Source organism: Natronorubrum sulfidifaciens JCM 14089 (genome assembly GCF_000337735.1).
GTDB lineage: Archaea > Halobacteriota > Halobacteria > Halobacteriales > Natrialbaceae > Natronorubrum > Natronorubrum sulfidifaciens.
This window is the reverse complement of record NZ_AOHX01000029.1, coordinates 201,752-225,522: the sequence shown is the minus strand read 5'-3', so window position 1 is coordinate 225,522 and position 23,771 is coordinate 201,752. Positions and strand designations below refer to the sequence as shown.

The 23,771-nt window shown below is 63.2% G+C and carries 25 protein-coding genes; 11 read left to right on the top strand and 14 right to left on the bottom strand.

Annotation, left to right across the window (positions count from 1 at the left end; genetic code table 11):
- From C495_RS06725 to hjc, 3 genes are all read left to right on the top strand, one after another.
- The coding region (locus C495_RS06725; protein WP_008161223.1) for a bacterio-opsin activator domain-containing protein at positions 1-1,556 on the top strand (1,556 nt) is incomplete at its 5' end.
- A gap of 166 nt (positions 1,557-1,722) precedes the next feature.
- Positions 1,723-2,535 carry a CPBP family intramembrane glutamic endopeptidase gene (locus C495_RS06720; RefSeq protein ID WP_008161222.1) on the top strand — a complete coding sequence of 271 codons (813 nt, stop codon included), beginning with the start codon at positions 1,723-1,725 and terminating at the stop codon, positions 2,533-2,535.
- Positions 2,536-2,656: 121 nt separating this feature from the next.
- A complete protein-coding gene (hjc, locus tag C495_RS06715; RefSeq protein WP_006066059.1) occupies positions 2,657-3,178 on the top strand; it encodes a Holliday junction resolvase Hjc in 522 nt (173 codons plus the stop codon).
- A gap of 40 nt (positions 3,179-3,218) precedes the next feature.
- Here the strand turns inward: hjc and C495_RS06710 are convergent, their stop codons facing one another.
- On the bottom strand, positions 3,219-3,425 hold the full coding sequence (locus C495_RS06710; protein WP_006066060.1) for a zinc ribbon domain-containing protein: 207 nt from the start codon (positions 3,423-3,425) through the stop codon (positions 3,219-3,221).
- Between the two features lie 61 nt (positions 3,426-3,486).
- On the opposite strand from C495_RS06710, the gene C495_RS06705 reads away from it, so the two are divergent.
- Positions 3,487-3,783, top strand: coding sequence for a hypothetical protein (locus C495_RS06705; protein WP_008161221.1), 297 nt, complete (start codon positions 3,487-3,489; stop codon positions 3,781-3,783).
- Between the two features lie 24 nt (positions 3,784-3,807).
- Here C495_RS06705 and C495_RS06700 read toward each other — a convergent pair whose 3' ends face one another.
- Entirely contained in the window at positions 3,808-5,622 is a 1,815-nt protein-coding gene (locus tag C495_RS06700) for an acyl-CoA dehydrogenase family protein (RefSeq protein WP_008161220.1), read from the bottom strand.
- Positions 5,623-5,715: 93 nt separating this feature from the next.
- On the bottom strand, positions 5,716-6,357 hold the full coding sequence (locus C495_RS06695) for an SWIM zinc finger family protein (RefSeq protein ID WP_008161218.1): 642 nt from the start codon (positions 6,355-6,357) through the stop codon (positions 5,716-5,718).
- 204 nt (positions 6,358-6,561) lie between these two features.
- Between C495_RS06695 and C495_RS06690 the strand changes: the two genes are divergently transcribed.
- Positions 6,562-6,825, top strand: coding sequence for a DUF7472 family protein (locus C495_RS06690; RefSeq protein ID WP_008161215.1), 264 nt, complete (start codon positions 6,562-6,564; stop codon positions 6,823-6,825).
- Between the two features lie 118 nt (positions 6,826-6,943).
- On the opposite strand, the gene priL is transcribed toward C495_RS06690, so the two are convergent.
- Positions 6,944-8,023, bottom strand: coding sequence for a DNA primase regulatory subunit PriL (gene priL / locus C495_RS06685; protein ID WP_008161213.1), 1,080 nt, complete (start codon positions 8,021-8,023; stop codon positions 6,944-6,946).
- A gap of 205 nt (positions 8,024-8,228) precedes the next feature.
- Between priL and C495_RS06680 the strand changes: the two genes are divergently transcribed.
- Positions 8,229-9,095, top strand: coding sequence for an alpha/beta fold hydrolase (locus C495_RS06680; protein ID WP_049890190.1), 867 nt, complete (start codon positions 8,229-8,231; stop codon positions 9,093-9,095).
- A 13-nt stretch (positions 9,096-9,108) separates the two neighbouring features.
- Here C495_RS06680 and C495_RS06675 read toward each other — a convergent pair whose 3' ends face one another.
- Together C495_RS06675 and C495_RS06670 are read right to left on the bottom strand one after the other, a co-directional pair.
- Positions 9,109-9,441 (bottom strand): HalOD1 output domain-containing protein, encoded by a 333-nt coding sequence (locus C495_RS06675; RefSeq protein WP_008161209.1) that lies wholly within the window; start codon positions 9,439-9,441, stop codon positions 9,109-9,111.
- Positions 9,442-9,631: 190 nt separating this feature from the next.
- On the bottom strand, positions 9,632-10,375 hold the full coding sequence (locus tag C495_RS06670) for a DNA polymerase sliding clamp (protein WP_008161207.1): 744 nt from the start codon (positions 10,373-10,375) through the stop codon (positions 9,632-9,634).
- Between the two features lie 265 nt (positions 10,376-10,640).
- Between C495_RS06670 and C495_RS06665 the strand changes: the two genes are divergently transcribed.
- On the top strand, positions 10,641-11,426 hold the full coding sequence (locus C495_RS06665) for a 23S rRNA (uridine(2552)-2'-O)-methyltransferase (RefSeq protein WP_008161206.1): 786 nt from the start codon (positions 10,641-10,643) through the stop codon (positions 11,424-11,426).
- A 137-nt stretch (positions 11,427-11,563) separates the two neighbouring features.
- Here the strand turns inward: C495_RS06665 and C495_RS06660 are convergent, their stop codons facing one another.
- From C495_RS06660 to C495_RS06650, 3 genes are all read right to left on the bottom strand, one after another.
- Positions 11,564-11,833 carry a hypothetical protein gene (locus C495_RS06660; RefSeq protein ID WP_008161204.1) on the bottom strand — a complete coding sequence of 90 codons (270 nt, stop codon included), beginning with the start codon at positions 11,831-11,833 and terminating at the stop codon, positions 11,564-11,566.
- Between the two features lie 234 nt (positions 11,834-12,067).
- Positions 12,068-12,244 carry a ribbon-helix-helix domain-containing protein gene (locus tag C495_RS06655; protein WP_008161202.1) on the bottom strand — a complete coding sequence of 59 codons (177 nt, stop codon included), beginning with the start codon at positions 12,242-12,244 and terminating at the stop codon, positions 12,068-12,070.
- Positions 12,245-12,354: 110 nt separating this feature from the next.
- Positions 12,355-14,673: a twin-arginine translocase subunit TatC gene (locus C495_RS06650; protein ID WP_008161200.1), complete on the bottom strand. Its 2,319-nt coding sequence runs from the start codon at positions 14,671-14,673 to the stop codon at positions 12,355-12,357.
- Positions 14,674-14,953: 280 nt separating this feature from the next.
- Between C495_RS06650 and C495_RS06645 the strand changes: the two genes are divergently transcribed.
- Both C495_RS06645 and nasA read left to right on the top strand, forming a co-directional pair.
- The gene (locus C495_RS06645; protein WP_008161199.1) at positions 14,954-15,901 is read left to right on the top strand and encodes a twin-arginine translocase subunit TatC; all 948 of its coding nucleotides are present in this window, start codon (positions 14,954-14,956) and stop codon (positions 15,899-15,901) included.
- A gap of 188 nt (positions 15,902-16,089) precedes the next feature.
- Positions 16,090-18,216, top strand: a complete 2,127-nt coding sequence (gene nasA, locus C495_RS06640; RefSeq protein ID WP_008161197.1) for an assimilatory nitrate reductase NasA — start codon at positions 16,090-16,092, stop codon at positions 18,214-18,216.
- Between the two features lie 123 nt (positions 18,217-18,339).
- On the opposite strand, the gene C495_RS18070 is transcribed toward nasA, so the two are convergent.
- Both C495_RS18070 and C495_RS06635 read right to left on the bottom strand, forming a co-directional pair.
- Positions 18,340-18,477 (bottom strand): hypothetical protein, encoded by a 138-nt coding sequence (locus C495_RS18070; RefSeq protein ID WP_008161195.1) that lies wholly within the window; start codon positions 18,475-18,477, stop codon positions 18,340-18,342.
- A gap of 222 nt (positions 18,478-18,699) precedes the next feature.
- Positions 18,700-19,056, bottom strand: coding sequence for a hypothetical protein (locus tag C495_RS06635; RefSeq protein ID WP_008161193.1), 357 nt, complete (start codon positions 19,054-19,056; stop codon positions 18,700-18,702).
- Between the two features lie 285 nt (positions 19,057-19,341).
- Between C495_RS06635 and C495_RS06630 the strand changes: the two genes are divergently transcribed.
- Both C495_RS06630 and C495_RS06625 read left to right on the top strand, forming a co-directional pair.
- Positions 19,342-19,911, top strand: coding sequence for a DUF6789 family protein (locus C495_RS06630; protein WP_049890184.1), 570 nt, complete (start codon positions 19,342-19,344; stop codon positions 19,909-19,911).
- 136 nt (positions 19,912-20,047) lie between these two features.
- The gene (locus C495_RS06625; protein ID WP_008161188.1) at positions 20,048-20,860 is read left to right on the top strand and encodes a hypothetical protein; all 813 of its coding nucleotides are present in this window, start codon (positions 20,048-20,050) and stop codon (positions 20,858-20,860) included.
- A 115-nt stretch (positions 20,861-20,975) separates the two neighbouring features.
- Here C495_RS06625 and C495_RS06620 read toward each other — a convergent pair whose 3' ends face one another.
- From C495_RS06620 to C495_RS06610, 3 genes are all read right to left on the bottom strand, one after another.
- Entirely contained in the window at positions 20,976-21,650 is a 675-nt protein-coding gene (locus C495_RS06620) for a hypothetical protein (protein ID WP_049890189.1), read from the bottom strand.
- A 104-nt stretch (positions 21,651-21,754) separates the two neighbouring features.
- Complete coding sequence (gene hemL, locus C495_RS06615) at positions 21,755-23,101, bottom strand: glutamate-1-semialdehyde 2,1-aminomutase (RefSeq protein ID WP_008161184.1); 1,347 nt, start codon at positions 23,099-23,101, stop codon at positions 21,755-21,757.
- A gap of 76 nt (positions 23,102-23,177) precedes the next feature.
- On the bottom strand, positions 23,178-23,741 hold the full coding sequence (locus C495_RS06610) for a PH domain-containing protein (RefSeq protein ID WP_008161183.1): 564 nt from the start codon (positions 23,739-23,741) through the stop codon (positions 23,178-23,180).
- Positions 23,742-23,771 lie beyond the last annotated feature (30 nt).

Below are 23,771 nucleotides of genomic sequence, written 5' to 3'. Positions count from 1 at the left end.
CCCCCGAGTTCCTCGACCGAACCGATGGCGGGCTGTCGGTCGCCGTCGGTGATGGCGACTCCGTCCTCTGGAACACCTACGTTACCGGGACACAGACAGTCGTCGACGACACCGATCTCGATGATCGATCGCCGTTGTTCGACGACGACGTGCCGGGCGGGCTGTTGGTTCCGATCGGCAACCACGGCGTGTTCGTCCTCCTTGCGCCACCGTCGGCGATCGACGACGAGACGCGCCAGTTCGTCGAAACGCTTGTCGCGACGACGGAGGCCGCGTTCGATCGCCTCGAGAGCGAGTCGACCCTCCGGGACCGCGACGCGGAACTGGAGGCCCGAAACAGTCGCTTGCGCCGCCAGATTCAGATCACCGAGATCATCAGGGGGATCGATCGCTCGCTCATCGGTGCGGACGGCCGGAGCGAAATCGAACGAACCGTTCCGGAACGGCTGCTCGAGGCGGACTCCATCTCGTTTGCCTGGATCGGCGCGCTCGATGCGAGCGGAACGTCCCTCGAGCCACGCGCCTGGGCCGGCACCGAGCCCGAGTATCTGGACACGCTGTCGCTCGATCTCGAGGCCGGGTCCGACGAGCCCGCCCTTCGAACGATCCGGTCGGAGACGCCGACCGTCGTCGGCAACGTTGTCGAGGGGCTCAAACAGGAGCCGTGGCGTCGGAGCGCGCTGGATGCGGGGTTCCAGTCGGTCGTCTCCGTCCCGATCGCCTTCGAGGAGTACGGCTACGGCGTCCTGACGGTCTATGCGGACGAACCGGACGCGTTCGGCGACCTCGAGCGAACCGTGTTTGCGGAACTCGGCGAGGGGATCGCGAACGCGATCACCGCGGCGAAAACACGGGAGGCGCTCCACGCGGAGGCACTCGTCGAACTCTCGCTCGAACTCGAGGCCGACGACGATATTCTCGCTCGGATCGCGGCCGAAACCGGCGCTGCTGTCGTCTACGAGGGGCTTGGGACACACTCTGGCTCGGAAACGGTCCTCTTTTTCGAGACCAACGATGTCCCGTCAGACGACGTGGCAAGCGTGCTAGACGATCTGGTCTCCGTGACGGCGTTTCGACTCGTCACCGAGTCGGATGGCACTTGTCTCTTCGAGGCGACCGTCTCTGGCAACGTCCTCGCCTCGCGGTTGGTTCGTCACGGAGCCAGTCCGCGATCGATTCGGGCGAACGGCACGACGGTCGACATCACCGTCGACGTTCCCACGACCACCGACGTCCGCGAGTTCGTCGAGATGCTCGAGGACCACTACGCGAGCGTCGAGTTGCAGTCGCGTCGTCACGTCCAGCGGACGACACACACCAGACAGGAACTGGTGACGTCGCTGTTCGACGACCTGACCGACCGACAACTCGAGGTGCTCAGAACTGCGTATCTGGCCGGCTTCTTCGAGTGGCCACGCGAGAGCACCGGCGAAGAGATCGCCGATATGCTCGAGGTGACCCAGCCGACGGTCAACCGGCACCTCCGAATCGGCCAACAACGGCTGCTCGAGCAGTTGTTCGAGGACGATTCCTTCCTGCTCGCTGAGGGGCTGTAGCGTCGGGGCTCGGGCCCGTCACGGACGCCCACGTTGTGTCGCCACGGCCCGCTGTGAACCGCCCGTACGCGGGACAGCGGCCCGTCTGGTGCGTGTCGCCTGACTGTGTCTCACCAGCAGTTCGGAGAAAGGAACACCCAAGGAGGACGCATCCGTATACCTGGGTATGGAAACGCCCTCCCATCATCGCGACGGTGCGCCGCTTCGGTCGACGCTCGTCGCCGTTGGACTGACGATCTTCGGGCTGGTTGGAGCCAGTATCGCGACGGTACCGGCAATTCTCGCTGACCCGGCGCTGCTCGAGGGAATGGCGGACGCCTCGATCGAAAGCCGGACGCTGTATATGATCCTGAACTTCGTCGGCATGGCACTGGCCGGCGGGATATATCTCGCCGCCACCGGCCGCGGCTGGTCGTACGTCGATCTCCGACTGCCGACGAAAACGGGCTGGTGGTACGTCCTCGGCGGGATCATCGGCAGTATCGCGTTCTTGTTCGCCGTCAACATCCTGCTCCAACTCTTTTCGGTGCCGGCCGCAGAGAGCGATGTCGTCGAAGTCGTCGGCCAAGATCAGACGATGATCCTGATCATGATCGTCATCGTCTTCTTCTTCAACGCGCCGGCTGAGGAGTTCCTCTTTCGAAACGTCGTCCAGAAGCGCCTCTACGACGCGTTCACGCGCATGCAGTCGGTGATTATCGCGAGCGTCATCTTCGCGCTCGTTCACTTCCCGATGTACGTGACCCTCGCCGACTCGATGCTTGCGACCGCGTCTTCGCTTGCGATCATGTTCGGTGGCGCGGTCATCTTCGGCTATCTGTACGCGAAAACCGACAACCTCGTCGTGCCGATCGCGGCCCACGCCGCGCTGAACGCCTTCCAGTTCGGCGTCCTCTATCTCGCCGTCGAGTACGACATCGAGACGGCAGAATCGGCTCCCTCGGTGTTGGTCGACGCCGTGGCGGCCGTTCCGCTGTAGTCCCCCAGCACTCGAGGTTCGTTCACTGTTTTCACCCACCGTCGACCACCCACATCGCTGTCCGTCCCCGTCCCGCCGCGCCGTCCGTTCTTTTATTACCGGTCGCCGGCGAGAGTCCGGTATGTCTCAGGCGAAGGGCGACCGCCGCGAACGGGAACTCGTCAACGAACTCGACAACGCTGGCTTCGCGGTGATGCGCGCCCCCGCAAGCGGTTCTGCAACGGAACGCGAACTCCCCGACGTGCTCGCTGGTGATGGCGAGCAGTTCTACGCGATCGAGGCCAAATCCAGCGCCGGCGACCCGATCTATCTCACCGGTGAAGAGGTCGAGGCGCTGATCTACTTCGCACAGAACTTCGGTGCGAAACCCCGTATTGGCGTTCGCTTCGACCGCGAGGACTGGTACTTTTTCCACCCTGCCGACCTCTACGTCACCGACGGCGGCAACTACCGGGTCAAAAAGGAAACCGCCATCGCCGATGGCACCGACTTCGCCGAGTTCGTCGGCCGCTCGGAGAAAGTCACCCTCGAGGAAGTCGGCGACAGCGGCGACGACGGCCCGGATGAAGACATCCTTCGCGTTTTGAACGCCGTCGAACAGGGCGTTATGGAGATCGAAGAAGCCGCGACGCTGCTCGAGTGAGCGAGTCGGATTTCCTACCACCGGCTGAGTCCGCGCCGACTTAGCCGAGAAAGAGATCGATCATGTTGTTGCTCGAGTCGCCACGGTACAGTTCCGAGTAGCCGCAGTTGGCACACGAGACGACTCGGAACCGTCGGTTCTGAACGTCGAAGAGTTTCGAGAGCCCGGTGCCGGAGGTGGCGATGTCGTCGACTTCCGTCTCGGTGTGGCCACACTTCGGACAGCCCTGATCGCTATCGGAGACCATACTCGCCGTTCGTGATGGCTCGTTGAATACTTTATTGTCGGGTGATGTCGAACGTGGAACCATGGTTGCCGCCTTACTCGTATTCGTGCTCCTCCTGTCGGTACTGGTCCCACTCGCCCTCTATCTCCTGATCAGCGACGAAACCGCGAACCCGACCCTCGTCGACCGCGAAACCGCTGAACGCGAGGCGAAAGCACAGGGCGGGCTCGGAACCCGCGGCCGGGATCGAAACGTCGACGGTCGAGATGGCCCGAGCGCGGACGCAAGCGGGCGTGCCAGCGACGACACCGAAACCGACTCGTGGGGGTACAGTCGTCTCGAGGACGACGAGGATCGTCCCGATCGCCGCAGGACGTGACGAGAAGCGGCCGCCATCGAGCAGTCACCGCTCGAGCGTTTCGAGGTCGACCGGCGCGTACCGAACGATCGAGTCGAACGCCTCGAGCGCCAGTCGATCACCGCTCGTGATCCCCCGTGCCGACTGCGCCTCGAGTTCGTTGGTGACGAAACGCTGTGCGACCAGCGCCAGCCGGCTGTTCCCGTCCTCGAGACCCGTTTGGGCTTGCTCGAGCAACAACGCGGCCGTAAAGACGTCGAAGATGTAGTGGGCGAGTCGCTTGGCCGAGAGCTGTGCGTACTCGGTGTCTGCACCGGCCAGCGTCGCGAGCGCGCTTGCGAGATCGTGAGACTCGGCTTCGACCGTCTCGGCGGTCGCTGTGAGGGCCGGATGTGAAACGTTCTCGAGGCGGCCCTCGATCGCGTCGAACAGCGGTTCGTGGGCGTCCTCTCGCTCGAGTGCGCGGAGCACGTCCAGCGAGAGGATGTTTTCGGTGCCCTCCCAAATCGGCAACACCTGTGCATCCCGGAGCAAGCGGTTCGTGACGAAGTCGTCGACGTAGCCGTTGCCGCCGTGGATCTCCATGCCGTAGGAAGCCGTTTCGACGGCCATCCGCGCGGTTCGAAGCTTCGCAATCGGGATCAACAGTCGCATCAGCCGGGAGGCTTCGTCGGCAGTGTCACCCGCTCGCTGCGCCTGTTCGCGTGCCGAAAACAGCCGCGCAGCCTCGAAAACGTACGCCACCGCAGCCTCGTGGTCGACGGCCATATCGACCAGATCTGCCCGCATGAGCGGATACTGGTCGATCGTCTCGCCGAACGCCTCGCGGTTTGCCGCGTAGATCTTGCTCTCGAGTCCCACCCGGCCGATGATGCCACAAGAGGCCGCGGCGTTCGACAGTCGCTCGAGGTTGAGCATCTCGGCCATCTGTTTGAAGCCACGTTCCTGTTCGCCGACGAGGTGTGCTTTCGCGCCGGTGAACTCGACCTCGCCCGTCGGGACCGAGATGGTGCCGAGCTTATCCTTGAGGCGGCGATATAGCTGGTCGTTGACGCCCTCGGGCGAGAGTGGCCCGTCCTCGAGGCGGTCGCCTTTGGTGTAGGGACCGCTCTCGAGGTCCGGATCGGCGTGGGGAACGAGAAACATCGAGAGCCCGGCCGTTCCCTCGGGGGCGTCGTCGGTCCGGGCGAGTGCGAGCGTGCCTTCGGCGTCGATATTCGAGCAGAACCACTTTTCGCCGTCCAGCCGCCAGCAGCCCTCGTCCGCGTCGTACTCGGCTCGCGTTTCGTTCGCGCCGACGTCGCTGCCGCCTTGCTTTTCGGTGAGGAACATCGCTCCCTCGATGAGGTCGTCGTAGTTGCGGCTCGTCAGCCCCTCGTAGTACTCGCTGAGCAAGCCGTCGTCGAACTTCTCGAGAACGAGCGCCGCGCCGGCGGTCATCGCGACGGGGCAGTCGAAACCGGGGTCTGCGTAGCTCAGTAGATACTGCATCGCGAGGTTGTGTGACAACGGCATCGGTTCGTCCCGCCCCGGCGGCGCCTCGAACGCGTCTGCGACGATGCCCAGCTCGTAAGCCAGCCGCTCGTTCTCGAGTTGTTCGGCCGGATACCGAACTCGGTTCTGTCTTTCGCCGTGTTTGTCGTATGGCTCGAGTTCCGGCCCGTGGTTGTCGATGTAGTCGGCGTTGTCTGCGATCGTATGGCCGACGGCGTGGCCGAACTCGGCGAGTCGTGGCGCTGCCCACTCGAACTCCGCCCCGGTGTAGATCCGCCGAAGTTCGCGCTCGAGTGTGTCGTCGAACTCCCAGTAGTTGACGGCTCGTCCGTCATCGAACTGTCCGTAGTCGATGCCCGTGTTCATACTATGTGTGTTGTTGACGAATTACAATAAAACGGGAGTGAAGCAACGACTCATCCGTTTGCGCACGTTGTCGTCGACCGGCAGCCGGGTTCGCTACGCGGAACCGGCACGCGTCGGTTGTTTCTCGAGTCGCGTCCGCGGGAAAACGTAGACTCGCAGCGACTCGGGGACGACGCCGTGACGGGCCACGGTGGCGTGGGGGTAGATCGCGCCGACGACGGGCACGTCAGGGTCGTAGCTCTCGTTCGTGGTGTACTCGGCAACGGTACAGCCGGCCGCGTCGATGCGGACAGCATCGGCTCGCAGCACGGAGACGTCGACGACGGTGAGCCGGTCGCCGGTTTCACGGTCGACGACAGTATCACCCGGCCAGATCGTGTGCGCCTCGCAGTAAAACGGCGCTGGGTCGGCTTCGCCGACGAACACCGTCGTCTCGCAGTCGTGACACGGAACGGCGATCTCGCCTGGCGGTGGCGTCCGTCCGGCGGTGATCTCGATGGCGACCCGGCGGATGTGTTTACACCGAGCGTTTCGAAAGACGTGATCCGGACAGGTACAGCGACCGCCCTCGAGGTCGACGAGGTAGGTGTGTTCGCTGGCCGACTCGACCTCGTAGAGGCCGTCGCCGAGCGAGAGAACCGACATTGGTTCGGTACGGGCACGGCGCGAGCGCTCCTCGAGGTGATCGTCTGATGGGACTGGCAGTGGGGTTTTCGGTGACGCTGTTGTGTTCATAACGCGTCGGGGGATGTCGAGTGGTCGTGGGCTGGTCGGTTGGCTATTCGGAGACTCTAGTCGCTCGAGCAGCATAACGAAACCGCCTGCGCCTGCACGTCTCGCCCGTATACGGCGTCCGCGCTGTGGTCAGCCACCGCGACCACACCTCGCTGGCACAGCCTTCGAAGCGCTTTTGCCCAGGCCGGCAGAACCGAATCGGTAATGATCGAGCGCGAGCAACTCATCGAAATCGTCGTCTCCGTCTCCACCGTCATCCTGATGCTCGGTGCCATGATGAGCATCGGAAACGAGTACGGAGCTAACAACAGCAACTTATCCCCCGAAGGTGGTCAGCTCCTCGTCTTCTCCATCATCGGCTTCATCCTCCTGTTGACGATCGTCGGCTTCGTGCTGGCGTTCGTTATGAACGACGCCGACGACGGACTCGAGACCGACGGCGACTCCGACGCACAAAGCTCAGCCTGAACGCGAACGTCTGTTCGCTTTGAACCCGATCGAAGGCCGTCTCATTGATTCGTGGAACTATCGAGACACTCGCGAGTGGAGCGGATGTCGAGTATCTTCGGATATCGAAGAATCGCGATCAGTCGCCGCTCGCTGACTCGCCGTCCTCACCCTCGCGCCAGTCGTCGATCTCCTCATCATCGGCGTCGTCGATCCGCTCTTCGTAGTAGGCCATCGGATGTGGAATCCGGTCACAGAGGTCGTCTTTGTTCACGCAGTCGCCGTACGACTGCATCGTCGCACACGACGGTGCCGAGTACTCCGTCGGTGAGGAGTCACCTCGGATGTGGTCGGTCTGATAGCGCGTCATCTCCTCGCCAAAGGACGAGTTGATCCGGTAGAGGTCGACGATCTCGTCGGTCGACATCCCGATGTTCGACAGGAACGCGGTGATCGCAAACCGGGAGTGATGTGGTAGGTGTTCGCCCTTCTGGATATCGTCCAGCAGGGCTTTCATACACGGCGGGAACAGGTCCGGAACGACGGTATCGATCTCGCGTGTCAACTCGAGGTCTGCGAGCACCTCCCGAATCACGGCGGCGTCGTCCTCGAGGGCGGTTGCGATGACGTCCGGAACGTCGAACGGGAGCCCCTCCTCGATCCGGCTCCGGACGGCTTCTTGCAGGAGCGTCTGGAGTTCGGCCTCCGACACCGGTACCTCACCGTCGGCCAGCGCCCGGTTGACGAGATTCCACTCGTCCTCCCAGAGGTCTTCGGCCAACGGCAGATAGGTCCCGACGTCGATCCGGTAGCCGCCGGTCGTTTCTCGGACGACCGGTTGTAGGTCGAACTCCGAAAGCAGCGTCTCGAGATCGAGTCCCGTCGACTCGACGCTTTTGAGTTCGGTCGTTTGCTCGAAATCGGCGCGAAACCGGTCGTACGCGGTTGCGGCCTCGGCGCGGGCGTACTTGCGCACGAGAACGCGTTCCTCGACCATCGAGACGAGAACGCGTGCGACGGGATACGAGAGCAACTCGATGCGCGGCTCTCGGTGTTGCTCGTCGATCTCGCCGTCCTCGAGTGCCGCCACGACGCGCTCGCGGGCGCGGTCGACGACCGCCCGGTCCTGTTCGACGACGGTGGCCAGATCGACGGCCTCCGTCGCCACAGCGTCGCGGGCTGCCTCGAGAAACGGATACCGGGCGTGCAGTCGCTGCATCGGTAATTCGATGTTACTGCGCCGGGTTAAAGCCGCTGATTGTTCGCCGATTCGTGTCCGTCGGTAATCACATCTTGCTGGGGTGCCAGCCCCGCTCGGTCGCTCGAACACGGCCACCGAAGACCGCGACGGCTCCATATCGATCGTGTCTGACGCGTGGCGCTCGAGGGTCGACTTCAAGGGGATCCGATACGTCACATCGAGTATGTCACGGGCGCTACGAGACGGCGTGTCGATTTACTACGAGTACGATGAGAGCGAAGACGGCGGCACGCCGGTCGTCTTCGTGCAGGGACTGGGCTACGGTCGGTGGATGTGGCGCTGGCAGCGGGAGGCCGTTCGAGACGCCTTCGACGTCGTCGCCCCGGACAACCGCGGGACTGGCCAGTCGGATGCCGGCCTGCCGCCGCTGGTCCCGCGGCTTCCCCGAAAACTGCGCGCACTGCTCATCTTCAAACTGGCGGGCTACTCGATCGGTGGGCTCGCGGCCGACCTCGAGGCCGTCCTCGAGGACGCCGGCATCCGCGAGGCACACATCGTCGGCGCGAGCATGGGTGGGATGATCGCCCAGCGCTACGCGCTTGAGTACACCCGGGCGAAGACGCTGACGCTCTGTTGTACGAGCCACGGCGGCCCCGACGCCGCCCCGGTTCCCGAGGAAACACAGGAACATATCTTCGACGTTCCGAAGGGGGCGAGCGAACGCGAGACGTTGCGCCACCGGATGCGACCCGCGTTCAACGACCGCTTTACGAACCGGAACCCGCATCTGATGGATCGAATCATCGAGTGGCGACTCGAGCAAGACGCTACCGAGCCGGCACGCGAGGCACAGGCGACGGCCGTCCTGAACTTCGACGTCAGCGATCGGCTCAGCCGGCTCCGGGTACCGACGCTGATTCTCCACGGCACCGACGATCAGGTCGTCCCCGCCGTGAACGGTCGACTGTTGAAAGAAGCGATCCCGGATGCGCGACTCGAGTACATCGAGGGTGGCTCGCACCTGTTTTTCATCGAGGACGCCGCGCGAGTCAACGAGGAGCTACTGGCGTTTCTCGACGAGCACGAGTGACCGGGCGTGGCGGCTACGTGCTGTTCGAACGCGTCGGAACGGACACGTCACGGATCTGTATCCGGCCGTCGGTCCGGACGTCGACATCGAACCCTTCGTATCGGAACTGCAGCTGATGTGTGCCGGCGGTGTCGGCTCGCCGAGCGTGAGAGACCAGTGCGTCGATGGCGTCCGGTTCGACGGACTCGTAGAGGGGCGTCAACTCGACCGGTCTGGTGTCACTGAGTGCGGCGACCGCCGTGATGATCGCTTCGCTGGCCTGTTCACCGGCGTCCGGATCGAACGTCGTAACGAACCGCGATTCGGTCGCCGCTGGTGTGTCCGTGGGATCGTCGCTGGAGGGCATACACCGTCGTACTCGAGAGAGACCGGTAGTCCGTCACCTTTCTATATTCTCTTTTTAAGTAGCTAGTCAACTGCGAGCACGAAAGAACTCGATCCACACCTAGACGAGCGAGCGGCCAGCAGTGACCAGCGCATCGGCTCGAGCGTGGTGCGGTTTCGCGAGAAGAACGGGGTGGTGGGCGTGACTGAGCTTACTCGCTCTGGATGCGCGGCGCGAGCATGTAGGTGACCTGTCCCTGACCCTCGCCGAAGCCGAAGTAGATCTTGACGGGGAACTCCTCGCCGAGTGCGAGCGTGACCTCGGTCGTCGACGGGATCGCCTTGTTCATGTCCTTGAGATAATCGAGCGAGAACAGCGAGTGTGCCGGGCCGACCTGCAAGTCGATCAGGTCCTCGGTCGTCAACTCGAGGTGAACGTCGTCGGTGTCACCCTCTGCGTTGACGTAGAAGTACTCCTCAGCTTCGTCGACGCCGAGTGCGATGTGGTCGGAGACCATGTCGGCGGCTTTGACCGAGCGGTTGACGTCCTTGCCCTCGAGGACGACCTCCGCGGGGAGATCGAGATCCGGAATGTCCGGCTCCTGTCGGATGGAGTCGGGGTCGATGAGCGCGAGCGTGTACTCGAGCCCGTCGATCTGAATCTGGAGTTTGCGCGTCTCTTCGTCGAGTTCGAGCTGGATGAGCTGGCCGGATTCGGCCATGCCAGCGATGTCCTCGAGTCGGGAGAGGTCGACACCGATGAGCCCGCCGTCGGCTTCGTAGGATTCGAACGCAGCCGCATCGAGCGAGAGGTCGACCATCCCGACGTTGGCCGGATCGACGGCCCGGATTTCGAGGCCGTCTTCCTCGAGGTGGATTTTGCACTCGTCGACCAGCACACTTACCGAATCGAGCGCGCTGGTGAGCGTTTCCGCGCTCACGATGGCCTTGAACATATAGCTCTGGGTACGAACGGTTGCCATAAAAAGGCACCCTTTGCGCGTGGCCAGCGCAGGGCCGATACCGTACTCGAGTCGCCTGCTCCGACCCGCGTTCGCCCTGTCGGCGGACCGTATCAGCAGGTCTTTCCGCTTCTGGCGCATACCACGGATACGAATCCGGTCGAGGTCTACCTCGGCCCGACTGGTAACATCGGCTGTGCCGATCTCGACGGCCACTCACCGGCCTCCACTCGGCTCGCAATCGTTACCGGAGACACTCATGACACGACGCGATCAGTACTACAACAAATCGAAGCAGGAAGGATATCGGAGCCGCGCAGCCTACAAGCTCAAACAGCTCGACAACCTCGAGAACGTCATCTCGGGCGGGAACACGGTCGTCGACCTCGGAGCCGCACCGGGTGGCTGGCTCCAAGTCGCCGCCGAGAAGGTCGGCCCGCCGGGCTCGGTTATCGGCGTCGACCTCCAGCGGATCAAAGACCTCGAGGACGCAACCCTCGACGAACGAGTCGAGACGCTCCGTGGCGACATGACCGAAGACAAAACTCGAGAGCGCGTTATCGACGCTGCAGGCGGTCCCGTCGACGCCGTCGTCTCGGACATGGCACCCAACATGTCCGGCGAGTACTCGCTCGATCAGGCTCGCTCACTGTATCTCGCTCGACAGGCGTTCGAGACCGCACTCGAACTCCTCGACACCGGCGGCAACTTCGTCGTCAAGGTCTTCGAAGGACCGGACGTCGACGATTTCCGGGCCGACATCGAAGACGAGTTCCAGTACGTCCGCGCGACCTCGCCGAAAGCCAGCCGTGAGGAGTCCTCCGAGATCTACTTCATCGCCAAAGGTCGACTCACGGCCCCAGTGCGCCCAGGCGACGAACTCGAGGTCGAGATCATCGACGTCGGCTCCGAGGGCGACGGCATCGCCTCCGTCGACGGCTATCGACTGTTCGTCTCCGACGTCGAAGCCGGAGACGAACTGACGGTTCGAGTCGAGGACGTCAAACCGAACTTCGGCTTCGCCGAGCCAGTCGACGACGAGTAGCTGGCTTCTCGGCTGGCCGATTCGAGGGCTGAGACGGGTTCCTGTCGTCACGGACCGCCGATCGGCGGACCGTGACGCCAGCAGTCCGTCTGCGATCTCACTGTTCAAAATCTATAGTCGGCGTCTCCCGAGGCGGTTCACTGTTGTTTCGAGTCGTCCTCGAGACGATACCTGAACTCGAGGTCAGCAGCCGACTCTTCTGCAGTCGCAACGTAGAGCGTCTCGAGCTGTGCAAACAGCTCATTGGGGAGTTCGGAGTCGGACTCCGAGCGCTCGTCGGCGATCGCCAGTTCGTCGTAGAGGTGGCCGACTGCTTCGTGAAGCGCGCGCTGTGTGGTCGCCGTCGCAGGAAGCTCGAGCGTCCGGACATCGCGGTCATCCAGTCGTTCCGCAGCCGGTGAGGTCATTGCAGTACCCAACGCGACTCTCACCATATAATACCTTTCATGATTAGTAACGGTAACAGATTGTTGACTGGATTGGGAAGCCGGCGCGTTCGCTATAGGGGTCACTTGACCGCACTGCAGACCTGAGCGCACGACGAGAGCGTGGTGCGAGATCGAGCGAGAACCGCGGACAGGCGTGGATGTGTAACTCGGTTCAGTTGGACTGTCGGCCGATAGCAGGTCAGACGGCGTCGATCACTGTTCGTCCTCGAGGCGGTCGTGTCGTTCGTCGATCTCGTCTAAGATATCGAGTGTCTTCCGAATCGAGGCACGGATCGCGTCACTTCGGTTGACGAACTTGCCGTCGTCGCCGACGTGGTCGTCCAGGTCTTCGAGAAGTTCCTGTGGGATTTCGACGCTGATTTTTGGCATCAGTCTGCGTGCTCGTTCGAAGGGGAGTCTCTTAACAGTCCGTATCACACCGTGTTGTCGCGTCGGTCTCGTGGCATCCGCGAGTATGAGCGTGTCGGCGAGGACAGCAGTTACTCACCCACCGCTCGAGTGTCGGGCTCTGACTCGGGTGTGGATTTGCCGCCACCACCGCCGAAGAGTCGCCCACCGCCGGTGAGGACATAGAGCACGGCCAACCCAAGCAGGTAGGTCAGTGCGATCGGGATGGCAAACAGCAGCATCGTCAGGATACCTTTCGGGCTGGCGAAGGCGGCGATCGTGAAGATCCCGACGACGACGGGTCGCCAGCGAGCGAGCATCGTCCGGTAGCTGATGATGCCGCCGATGTGGAACAGCGCCATCGTGACGACGATGTTGAACAGGAAGCCGACGCCGATGGTCGTATAGATCACGAGCCACGAGAAGCTGTTGATCCGGTAGGTGACCTCCATCCCGTTCTGGATGGCGTCGGTGATGAGATACGAGATGACCGCCGGGGCGATCCAGTAGAACCCGAGGAAGAGTCCAAGCCCGAACCCGGCGAACAACGCCCCGCCCCAGACGAGGAACACACGCTGGTCGCCGCGAACGAGCCCGCGCTCTTTGGCCGCCGGCCAGCCCCAGTAACAGACCAGCGGCAGGATGGCGATGAACGCAAGGATCGTACTGACCTTCACCATGAAGATCAGGACTTCGACGGGGTGGAGGGCGATGACGAGCCCGAGTTCCCCGATAATCTCGGTTGTCACTTCGTCCGTAGCCGTCGAACCCGAGGTAACCTCATCGAGGACTTCCGGCGGCACTCGATCGACGAACTGTGCGAGAATAATCCCGAACCCACCCTGATAGAGGGCGAGGAACGAGCCACCGAGGACGGCCATGAAGACGCCGACGATGTAGATCATCTTCGACGTCAGGCTGTCGACGATGAACGCGAGGTCGTAGGCGTAGCCGCCGATGTCGTCTTCGGTCGTCTCGTCTTCGGTGAACGGATCGAGCATCCCGGCAGCGGTGCTCGTAAAGAGACTCTCGTCTTCGTCGTCGCCACTCGCGGCGCTTGCGGTGCCAGCCCCACTGCCGACGGTGTCGCCATCGGACTGTTGTTGTTCCTGAAGCGTATCGAACCGGTTGAGGATCGCCTGCGCTTTCTCCCGGTCGTCGTCGTACATCGCCTGTCGGGAGTGCTCGAGGGCCGTCTCCTCGTCCATCGCGAGAAAGACCGGCGCGGGAACGTCCGCGATATCGTCGCTCGAGAGGGTGTCGAAGTCGATATCGTCGGGGTCTTCTGCGCTTCGGATCTCGTCCGCTCGCGGGTAGACCGGTGACTGGAGCACCCGGACGGTGTAGCTCACGAGGACGATTACACCGACGAGCGCGGCAACGATCGCACCGACCGCCACGTCACCGAGCAGGCCGTGTTCGACCGCGATCGCCTCGAGGCCGAACGTTCCCTCGGGCCGGTAGCCGGCGGGGAACAGCGGGTAGACGGCCTCCTCGAGCTGGTCGAACCCGTCTTGGTTGGCGAAGACGGCCGTCAGGGAGGCGATACCGACCAGACCGCCGGTGAACTGGAGGACGCGCCGTTTCATCAGCCCCGTTCCGGTATCGAGTTCGGCCGCGCCGCGTCGACGGATATTGGTGACGACCTTCGCGAGGCCGAGACTGAACGCGTACAGCCCGGCCAGCGGCAGCGCCCACATGACCAGCGTGAACGGGTCAGGCGGGGAAAACATCGCGCCAAAGACCGTGATGCCGACGATCGCGTGTCGCCACTTGTCACGGAACGTTTCATAGGAGACGATTTCGGTGTACGACAACACGCCCATCAACAGCGGCAACTGTGCTGCAAGGCCAAAAGAGAGCGTCAGCAAGGCGATAAACTCGGTGAACTCCGTAATCCCCCAGCTCGGATTGACACCGGCGTCGTGGGCGACGGCACCGAGGAAATCGAACGCGTAGGGGAAGAAAATCGCGTAGGCGTAGAAGACACCAGCGATGAACAGGAGCAGCGACGACAGCCCGAACGCTGCGAGGTAGCCTTTCGAGACGGGAACCGTCGACTGAACGCCACGCCGGCGAAGCGCATCTCGAGAGAAATACAGCAGTGCCGGGATTGCCACGATAACACCGACCAGCATGCCGATTTTCGCCTGTAAGAGGATGACCTCGAACGGCGTCCGGGTAATGATATCGGTCGCTTCGGCGACCTCCTGGTTCATCTCCGCTTTCGCCGTCGCCTCGAGGAACTCCCAGATAAAGACACGCAGGGCGTAAAAAGAACCGATGAAGCCGATGACGAAGACGATAAACACCTTCTGGAGATGCGTCTGTGCGCTAGAGAGCAGTGTGCCGATCGTCTCCCGGCCGGTGGCGATAGCTTTGGCCGTGTCTTCGTCGACGGCAGAACTCATTTACTGGCTGTTGGTAACTGACATCCAGTTATCAACCTTTCGAGTGGGCGTATCGGCTCCTGTTGGACGACTGTCCCGTACCCCACCCACCGGTTCGCTGTCGTGGTGGCGACGGTGGGTCGACGCTGATCGACACCGATCTGCCCGGTTATCGGCGGGACATCGACACAGTGGACCGTCTCGTCGGACGATGTAATGGCCGCTTTCGAGCTTGCGTGACTCTCGAACAGTGCTCGTAAGAAAAAGGCCTATAACCGCTGGCCTTTCTATATCTCGATAGATGTCGGACGAGTCGGCCGATGGTGGAGACGCCGAGGACCCCGTTGATGAGCCCGAACAGCCTACGGAGTCCCCTGACGAGCCACTGCCGACCGACGAGACGGACACCGACGCCGAGCACCCGGTCGAAACCGACGGCGAGGGCGTCGTCGGTGAACACCACGACCACAGCGGCGAGCCGGAGTATCCCGACCCCGACGACGACGTTGGTGGCATCTCAACGCCGCCGGACGATGAGGAGATGCCCCTGGCCGACCACATCGAGGAGATGGTGCTCCGGCTTGCGGTCGTCTTGCTGGTCGGCGCGGCCGGGACCGCAATCGGGCTCCTGTGGGCCTCCCAAGCCATCGAGTACATCTGGCTCAACGTCTTTCCCTACACGGTCGATGAGGTGCCGCCGCCACACATCTACCATCCACTCGAGCTGTGGCTGACTCGGATCAAGCTCTCGGCGCTGCTCGGGATTATGGTCGCCCTACCGATGTTCGTCTACCAGTGTTACCTGTTCATGCGACCGGGGCTGTACCCCCACGAGCGGAAATACTACCTCGCGGCCGTTCCCACGAGCGTCGTGCTCGCGGGAATCGGGATGCTGTTTTCGTATCTGCTGGTCTTGCCCGTCCTCTTCCAGTACTTCACGTTCTACGCCGAAGGGAGTGCGAACATCGCGTACGCACTCGGCGAAACCTTCGATCTGATCATCACGCTGATCGGCTTCCTCGCGATCGTCTTCCAGATTCCGCTGTTTATCATGCTCGCGATCATGATGGGCGTGACGACTCGACGCTGGCTGGCCGAGAAACGCCTCTACTTCTGGGCGGCCTTTGCGGGCCTGTCGTTCATGTTCACGATGGACCCGACGATGATGGCCCCCATCCTCGTGGCGATCACGATGATCTTGCTGTTCGAGGGAACGTTGCTCGTCCTGAAGTGGGTCGGGCGGGAGTGACTGGTGGTCCGTGAGGCCAGCAGTCCGTCTCAGTGTTGCTCGCTGGTCCAGCCGAACAACTACGTTTAGTGGCTGTATTCCTACGCTAGTCGTATGAGCGGTCGTCCGATCTCGAGTCAGACTCCCGTATCCACTCGCGTCTCTCTCAGGCGTCCACATCGCAGGCGATTGGACCGGAGGCACTATCCATGACCGAGCGTGTGCCGACGACGTGTATGCGGTGTGCGGTCGGCTGTGGACTCGTTCAATACCCTCGTGAGCACGGTTCCGGGCTCGAGCGCGTCCGTGGCGATGCCGACCATCCGGGTACCGGCGGCCTCGCCTGCCGGCGCGGGATCGACGAGACTGTCGACCCGAATGGCACACGGCTGGGCCGGCCTCTCGTGCGACGTGACGGTGAGCTCGTCCCGACGACGTGGGAGACGGCGCTCGAGCGGGCGGTTACCGGCCTCGAGGCGGCACGCGACGACGGCGGCAGCGATGGCGTCGCCGTGCTGGGCAGTGGCCAGCAGACCAACGAGGCTGCCTACGCGCTTGGCAAACTCGCCCGCGGCGGTCTCGGGACCCGGTATTACGACGCCAATACGACGCTGTGTATGGCGTCGGCGGTCACCGCCTACTATGATGCGTTCGGCAGTGACGCGCCGCCGCCGACGTACGACGATATCCCCGACGCCGAGACCCACATCGTCTGGGGGGCGAACCCGGCCGTCGCCCACCCCGTGTTGTTCCGGTGGATCGCCCACGCCGTTGACACAGCCGACGCCGAGTTGCTCGTGGTCGATCCGATCGAGAGCGAAACCGCTGCGGCCGCAGACCACCACGTTGCTCTCGAGCCAGGTGGTGATGTCGCACTCGCTCGTGCCGTGCTCGCTCGAGTCGTCGAAACCGGCCGCGTCGACGAGGCGTTCGTCACCGACGCCACTGAGGGCTTCGACGAGCTGTGCGACCAGCTGCCCGACGCCGCGAGCGCTGCCGACGCCGCCGGCGTCTCGCTTGCAGCCGTCGATCGACTCACAACAGCGCTCGAGTCACCTACGCTGCTGTACTGGGGGATGGGGATCAACCAGAGCGTCAACGGGACGGTGGCCGCGGGCGCGTTGATCGATCTCTGTCTGGCGACGGGCAACCTTCGACCGGGATCGGGGCCGTTCTCGCTGACCGGACAGGCGAACTCGATGGGGACCCGCGTCTGCTCGTCGAAGGGAACGTGGCCCGGCCACCGGCCGTTTCACGACCCGGACGTCCGCGCCGACGTCGCCGCCGCGTGGGACGTTCCCGTAGCCCGACTGCCGGACGACTCCGGCCCCGGGCCAGTCGGCACGCTCGAGTCTCTCGGCGATGATGTCGCAGCCGTCTACGCGGTCGCGACGAACCCCGCCGCCGGGATGCCCGACGCAACGAGCGTTCGAAAGACCCTCGAGGACGCCTTTCTCGTCGTCCAAGACGCCTTTGAGACCGAAACGGTCGCCCTCGCAGATGTCGTTCTACCGGCGGCGACGTGGGGTGAGACTGAGGGGACGACGAGCAACATGGAACGGACCGTCTCGCGCGTTCGCGCCGCGACGACACCCCCGGCGGCTGCCAAGCCCGACCTCGAGGTGATCGGACTGCTCGCCGACCGGCTCGCTCCGGGCCTGTTCGAGGAGTCGCCGACACCCGAGGCTGTCTTCGACGAGTTGGCTGGGCTGACCGCCGGCACCGCCGCGGACCTCTCGGGGATCAGTTACGCTCGCCTCGAGGCCGAACGAGCGGTTCGCTGGCCTGCTCCCGAATCGGACGCCTCAGCCGGCTACCGCTACTATGAGAATCACGCGACGGCTGGTGACGACACTGCCGCCGCAGACGACGATGCGGGCGACGCGTGGTCGTTTCCGACGCCATCCGGCCGCGCGCGGTTCTCGACGGGTGACACACGAGCGCTGCCGGAGCCGCCCGACGAACGATATCCCCTGACGCTGACGACGGCACGTCAGCCGGACGCGTACAACACCGGCGTGCGAACCGACACGGATGCGGTGCCGACGGCGCGTCTCAGTCCTGCCACCGCGACTGCCGTCACGGCCGACCACGTGGGTGAGCGAACCGACGATGAGTGCAGCCAGTTCGTACAGGTTGTCTCCCGTCGTGGCTCGATCACGGTTCGCGTCGACATCGATGAGGCGATTCCCAACGGGGTCGTCTGGTTGCCGATCCACCATCCCGCGGTCAACGACCTCACGCTCTCGGACGTTGATCCGCGCTCGAGCGAGCCCAATTTCAAGCAGTGTGCCGTGCGCCTCGAGACGCCGCCCGCTCGAGAGACTGATCGCTAATCGGGGGGTGATACTGTCGGACAGAAGTCAATACGAAGTCGGTCGCGAATTCGCGACCGATCTTCACGTCGTTCTGTCCGACAGTATGAAAACGGGAGGAAGGCCGTCGCGTTCGTGGCTCGATCACCGAAACAGCGTGTTGAAGAGCCGCTCGAGGACGCGCGTGAACCCGAGCGTCGGCGTTCCGGGCAGGTAGACCGGCACGTCGCTTTCGTCAGCGGGGTCGAGTTCGATCGGATCGGGGGAGTTTCGGGCTGCCATACGAACTGTTTGATCCCAGCCCATTTATGTTTTCGCAAATATAATTTTGATAATATGAACTAAAGATCGTTATCGAGCAACGCTACCATGGGGGGCGTGTCCTGAGACCAACTGTCTCGGTCGAGGAACGTCCTCGAGTCAGTGCGGTTGTCGCCGCTGTCGTCGCTGGACCGATCGTTCTCGTTTTCGATACAAACGCGTCGATCGCAGCTCCCCGTTCCGTTATCGGTGTTCTTGCGTTCGGTGGGAGGCGTACTCGAGGGCGTTCTCGAGCGAGCCGGGGCCATCATAGCTGGCCGAGAAGAGATCCATAAACTGGATCGCGATGCGATCGCAGCGATTGAAGGTGAGAACGGTTCTGATGCGGGTCGTCTCCGAAAGCTCGAGCCCGGGATACGTCGTGACGGTCAGTGTGTAGCCGGGATGGTCCTCGCCGTCGAGCGATGCCGGGGCGACTTTCAGCCGAATATCCCCCGATTCGTGGCGGTACGTCCGATACTGTAACTCCCGATCGCTGTCGGCCGGGGTGTATGTCCGACACGCTTCGCTGTGCCACTCGGTCGGTGCGTCGGCGTCCATTACCGACATCTACCAACCCGACCGCTACGTCCGTATCGGAATGTGCAATATTCCCGGACGTTAGTCCAAAAATCCTTCCAATGACTGGTTTAGTCGATCAAAGACGATTGTATTGTGACCATTTGTCGTTCTCTCTTTGAAAAATACGCCCGATGTCGAAATCGGATGCGGCGAAGTCGCCCTCGGACGTGACAGCGGCGGTGGCGCGTGATGGTCGCCTAGCGGGCCGTCAGCCGCGCGCCGGACTGTTAAGTCGCTCCCTGTGGGACGGTTTGTGAGTGCATCATGTCCATGGCCGATCGATTACGACGGTTGCGACCAACGGATGAGTCACGGAACGACGCCGAAGCAGTCCCGTCCCAGTCCAGTCCCACACACGTCGCCGACGCCGCCGTCCGCGGACTACAGGCAGGCTTCGTCGCCACGCTCATTATGACCGCGTTTCGGCTGCCGATCCTGCGGTCGTTGCCGCCGTCGGCGAACTTCTGGGCACAGTACGTGACGGGTGGTGAGCCGTCTGAACATCCGGTTGCCGGCCTCGCCTTGCATCTGCTCTATGGAGTGCAAGCGGGAGCGCTCTTCGGTGCGCTGTTCGCACTGCAAGACGCCGAGCGGTCGATCGAACCCGAGCAACGCGGGCTCGTCTGGGGCTCGGTCTACGGGATGGCGCTGTCCGCGTTCGGCTCGCAGTTCATGTTGAAAAAACTGCTCGGCATCCGACTCGACACGGACGAACTGGCGTTGTTTCATGCTGGCCACCTCGTCTACGGCCTCTCGCTCGGTGCCTGGGTCGGCTCCCGTACTGAGGGTGTCGAAAACCCTGACGAGGAGTACGAATACGACAACGGCAACTGAGCGACACCCGGCCGCCATCTCGTCCCGCCACTCTAGCATTTCGAACGGCTCAGTTATGAACGCTTAGCAGGCGTATTACGCCCCCTCGAGTCGGATCATAACAACCGATAACCCTCGAGGGCGACGCCGTCTCAGTATGGAACTCGGTGTCGTTTTCGGTGTGATCGCGATCGGTTTCATCCACGGTGTCTTGCCGGACCACGGCTGGCCGATCGCAGCGACGTATGCGCTCAATCGCCAGCGCCGCTGGCTGTACGGGTTTTTGTCGGCACTGATCCTCGGCGTTGGCCACCTCGTCAGCAGCATCGTCCTCGTGTTGGCGTACTTCTGGTTCAGCACGTTCGCCGACTTCGCCGACGGACCGTGGCTCGGTACCGTCGCTGGCGTAATTCTGGTCTTGCTTGGCATCCACGAGTATCGCAGCGGCGGGCATGGCCACGGTCTCGACGACCACGGACACGACGACCACCACCACGACCACACACAGCACACCGACGGCGGCGACCCATCCACGCACAGCCACGACGATCATCACGGACATACGCACGACACCCACGATGCGCACACGCACGACCACGACGACCGAAGCCGCCTCGAGCGGCTCCGTGCTGCCCTTCCGGGCGGTGGCGGCCACCAGCACCTGCGCGAAGAACACGCTGAGCGCGGACTGGCCGCTCTCGGAACGACGGCACTCTTGCTCGGCTTCGCTCACGAGGAGCCGATACAAATCCTGGCGATCTGTAGCGGTGCCGGCACGGAGCGCTGTCTCGAACTCATGTTCATCTACTCGCTGGCCGTCATCGTCGCGATCATCGCCCCGACGCTGCTGTTGATCGCGGGCTACGAACGCCACCGGAGGCGGATCGAGCGGTTCACACCCTATCTACCGACGATTACGGCGATCGTTCTGATCGGGATGGGGCTGGCGTTCATCGCGGGCATTGTCTGATCCGCGCCAGCGCTCGAGCGACGACGGATCGTGATGTCGGCCTCGAGCCGGATCGTCTCCGCCGGCTGTCGGTTTCGAGCAGCCGTGTGTCACACACGGCACTGGCGGGTATCGGTCACGGTGTTCCCATCGCCCTGTGTCGTCTGAAGAGGTAGTAGCCGGCGACGAGCGGCTGGAGCGGCGGAATAACGAGGCTCATGAACGCGACCCCGAGATAGAGCCCCGGGTTCGGGTGCCAGTCGTCGCTGTAGGTGCAGACGTACGCGGCGTCCTGATGGATCGCGATCGGGAACGTTCCGAAGGCAATCGCGCCGGCGAGTCCGATCGCGGTCAGAAACAGTCCCGGAAGCACGAGCAACACGGCGATACCTGCTGCAACAGCGCCGAACACCGTCGCGGCGAGCGAGAGGGCCACCACGGACCACCAGCCCGCCCACCCCGGTTGCGTCCCGAACCGCCTGTGGCGGCGACCGAGATAGAACACGCCCGCGATCGGTGCCCAGACGAGCGTGAGGACGGCGTTGAGCCACGGGTTCGGTTTCCAGTTGCCGCTCGCACGCGGTTGGCGACGGATTCGTCGCGCATCCAAAAAGATCGCAACGAGCAGGCCGATCGTCAGGAACGTGTAGCCGAAGCTGCTGATCAAGAACAACCCCCACTGGAGCCCGGGAATGCCCGGGTCGCTCTCCTGTAACACACCGACGATTCCCACGCCGATCACCGGCGGAAACAGATAGAGCAACCGCTCGATGAGCCGCGCCCAGTCGATCTCATCGACGCGTGGTGTCATCTCGAGCGTCAATCGCTGTCGTCGGGCGTTCGACCGGTCGTGAATCCGTCTCCCGCCCCTGCAGTGTCATCGTCCTGTTCCGCTCGGCCGACGCGATCGACTGCTTACAGCGCGTGTTTGTACGCCTCGAGTGTCTGTTCGACGTCCTCGTCGGTGTGGCCGTAGCTGACGAACTGACACTCGAACTGGTTCTGTGAGAGGAAGACGTCTTGGGCTTTCATCTGCCCCCAGAACACCCGCCGCCAGCGGTCGGTTTCGGCGTTTTTGACGTCAGCGGCGTTTTTCGGACAGTAGTCGTAGCGCGGACAGGTCGGTCGCTGGCGACAGCCAGCCGTACACTGTTCCTCGAGCGAGTCCTTGCCGGGTCCCTCCCGCGTAAAGATCACCTTGAACATGCTGTCGGTGCCGGTGACCGTATAGCTGGGTGCCTGATCGGCGACGATCTCGGTCAGGCTGTTGCGGAGTCGCTCACCGAGGCCGTTGACGTGGTCGTAGACGTCGTTTTCGGCCGCGAACTGCAAGGTCTCGAGGCCGGCGGCCATCGTGACGGGGTGGCCGGAGAACGTCCCGGCCTGGAAGACATCGCCCGAGGGGGCGAAGCCGTCGATGATCTCGGCACGGCCGCCGATCGCGCCGACGGGGAAGCCGCCGCCGATGACCTTGCCGAACGTCGTCAGGTCGGGTGTCACGCCGAACTCGCTTTGGGCACAGCCCAGTCCGCCGACGCGGAAGCCGGTGATCACTTCGTCGAAGATCAGCAGCGAACCGTGTTCGGCCGTGAGCTCTCGGAGGAACTCGTGATAGCCGTCTTCGGGGTGGACGATGCCGTAGTTGGCAAGAATGGGTTCGGTGAGGACCGCAGCGATGTCGTCACCGTGTTCCTCGAAGACCTCGCGCATGGCGTCTTCGTCGTTGAAGGGGACCGGGAGGGTGTGTTCGGCGAACGACTGTGGGATTCCCGCCGAGGAGGGGGCCGGGTTGTCGGCGTCGCCTTCGACCAGCGTCGACTCCTGTGCGCCGTGGTAGCCGCCCTGCATGACGACGATCTTGTTCCGGCCGGTGTGGCCGCGAGCGAGTCGGACCGCCGAAACGGTCGCCTCGGTGCCCGAGTTCACGAAGCGGATCTTCTCGACGCTCGGGACGTGGCGGACGACGAACTCCGCGAGGTCGACTTCGACTTCCGTCGGGGTTCCGTACATCGGCCCCGCGCTTGCTTTCTGTTGGATGGCCGCCTGAACAGGTTCCGGCAGGCTGTGGCCCAGCAGCAGCGGGCCAAGTCCCATTACCCAGTCGATGTAGCGGTTGCCGTCGGCGTCGATGACGTGGCCCGCGTCGCCTTTCTGGACGAAGAACGGATAGGGCTCGATCGCCGCTCGAACCGCCGAGTTGACGCCACCGGGCATCACCGAGAGCGCCCGGTCGTACAGCTCGCGTGAGTTGTCGTCGTTCATACCCGGTGAGTTGGCAACGGGACGGGAAAGTAGTACCGGGGTTCGACCGATCGTTCGGCCGGCCAGCCGAGACCGTTCAGCGGTCGCCGCGCTTGCGAGTTGACTGTCGCTGTCGGATCGTGGCCGCCACGTCGTCGTGGTTCGGGACTCCCGACAGCTTGATCCCCGTCGTTCGGCTGAGCCCCTGTGGGATCACGCCGTGGGAGACCGTAATCGACCCGTACCCCTGCTGGCGACTGAATGCGGTCGTCTTCGTCTGCAGCCCGCGGATGTCTTCCATCCACGTCTCGGTGGTCGTCTTGGCCGAGAGCCCGGTGCTGACGATGATTCGACGGTCAGTAACCAGATAGCGAACTCGATTCCGCCGATACCAGATATAGCCCGCGATCACGAGCCCTGCAGCAAGGCCGAGAATCGCCCCTTCCATCCCGAGCACGAGGCCAACCAGCACGAGCAGACCGGCACCGATCGCGTGTGGCGTCCAGTTCCACCACGTCGGTCGCGTCTCGACGAGCAACTCCTCGTCCTCGAGCAACAGGCGATCCACTGTCGATTCCGTCTGTGCCGACTGCTCCGGCCCGTCGTCGGCCGGTTCGGGATCGTCGTACTGCAACGTCGTCTCGTCGTGTTGCTGACTCATCCGCTCGACAGATCACAACCAGAACACATA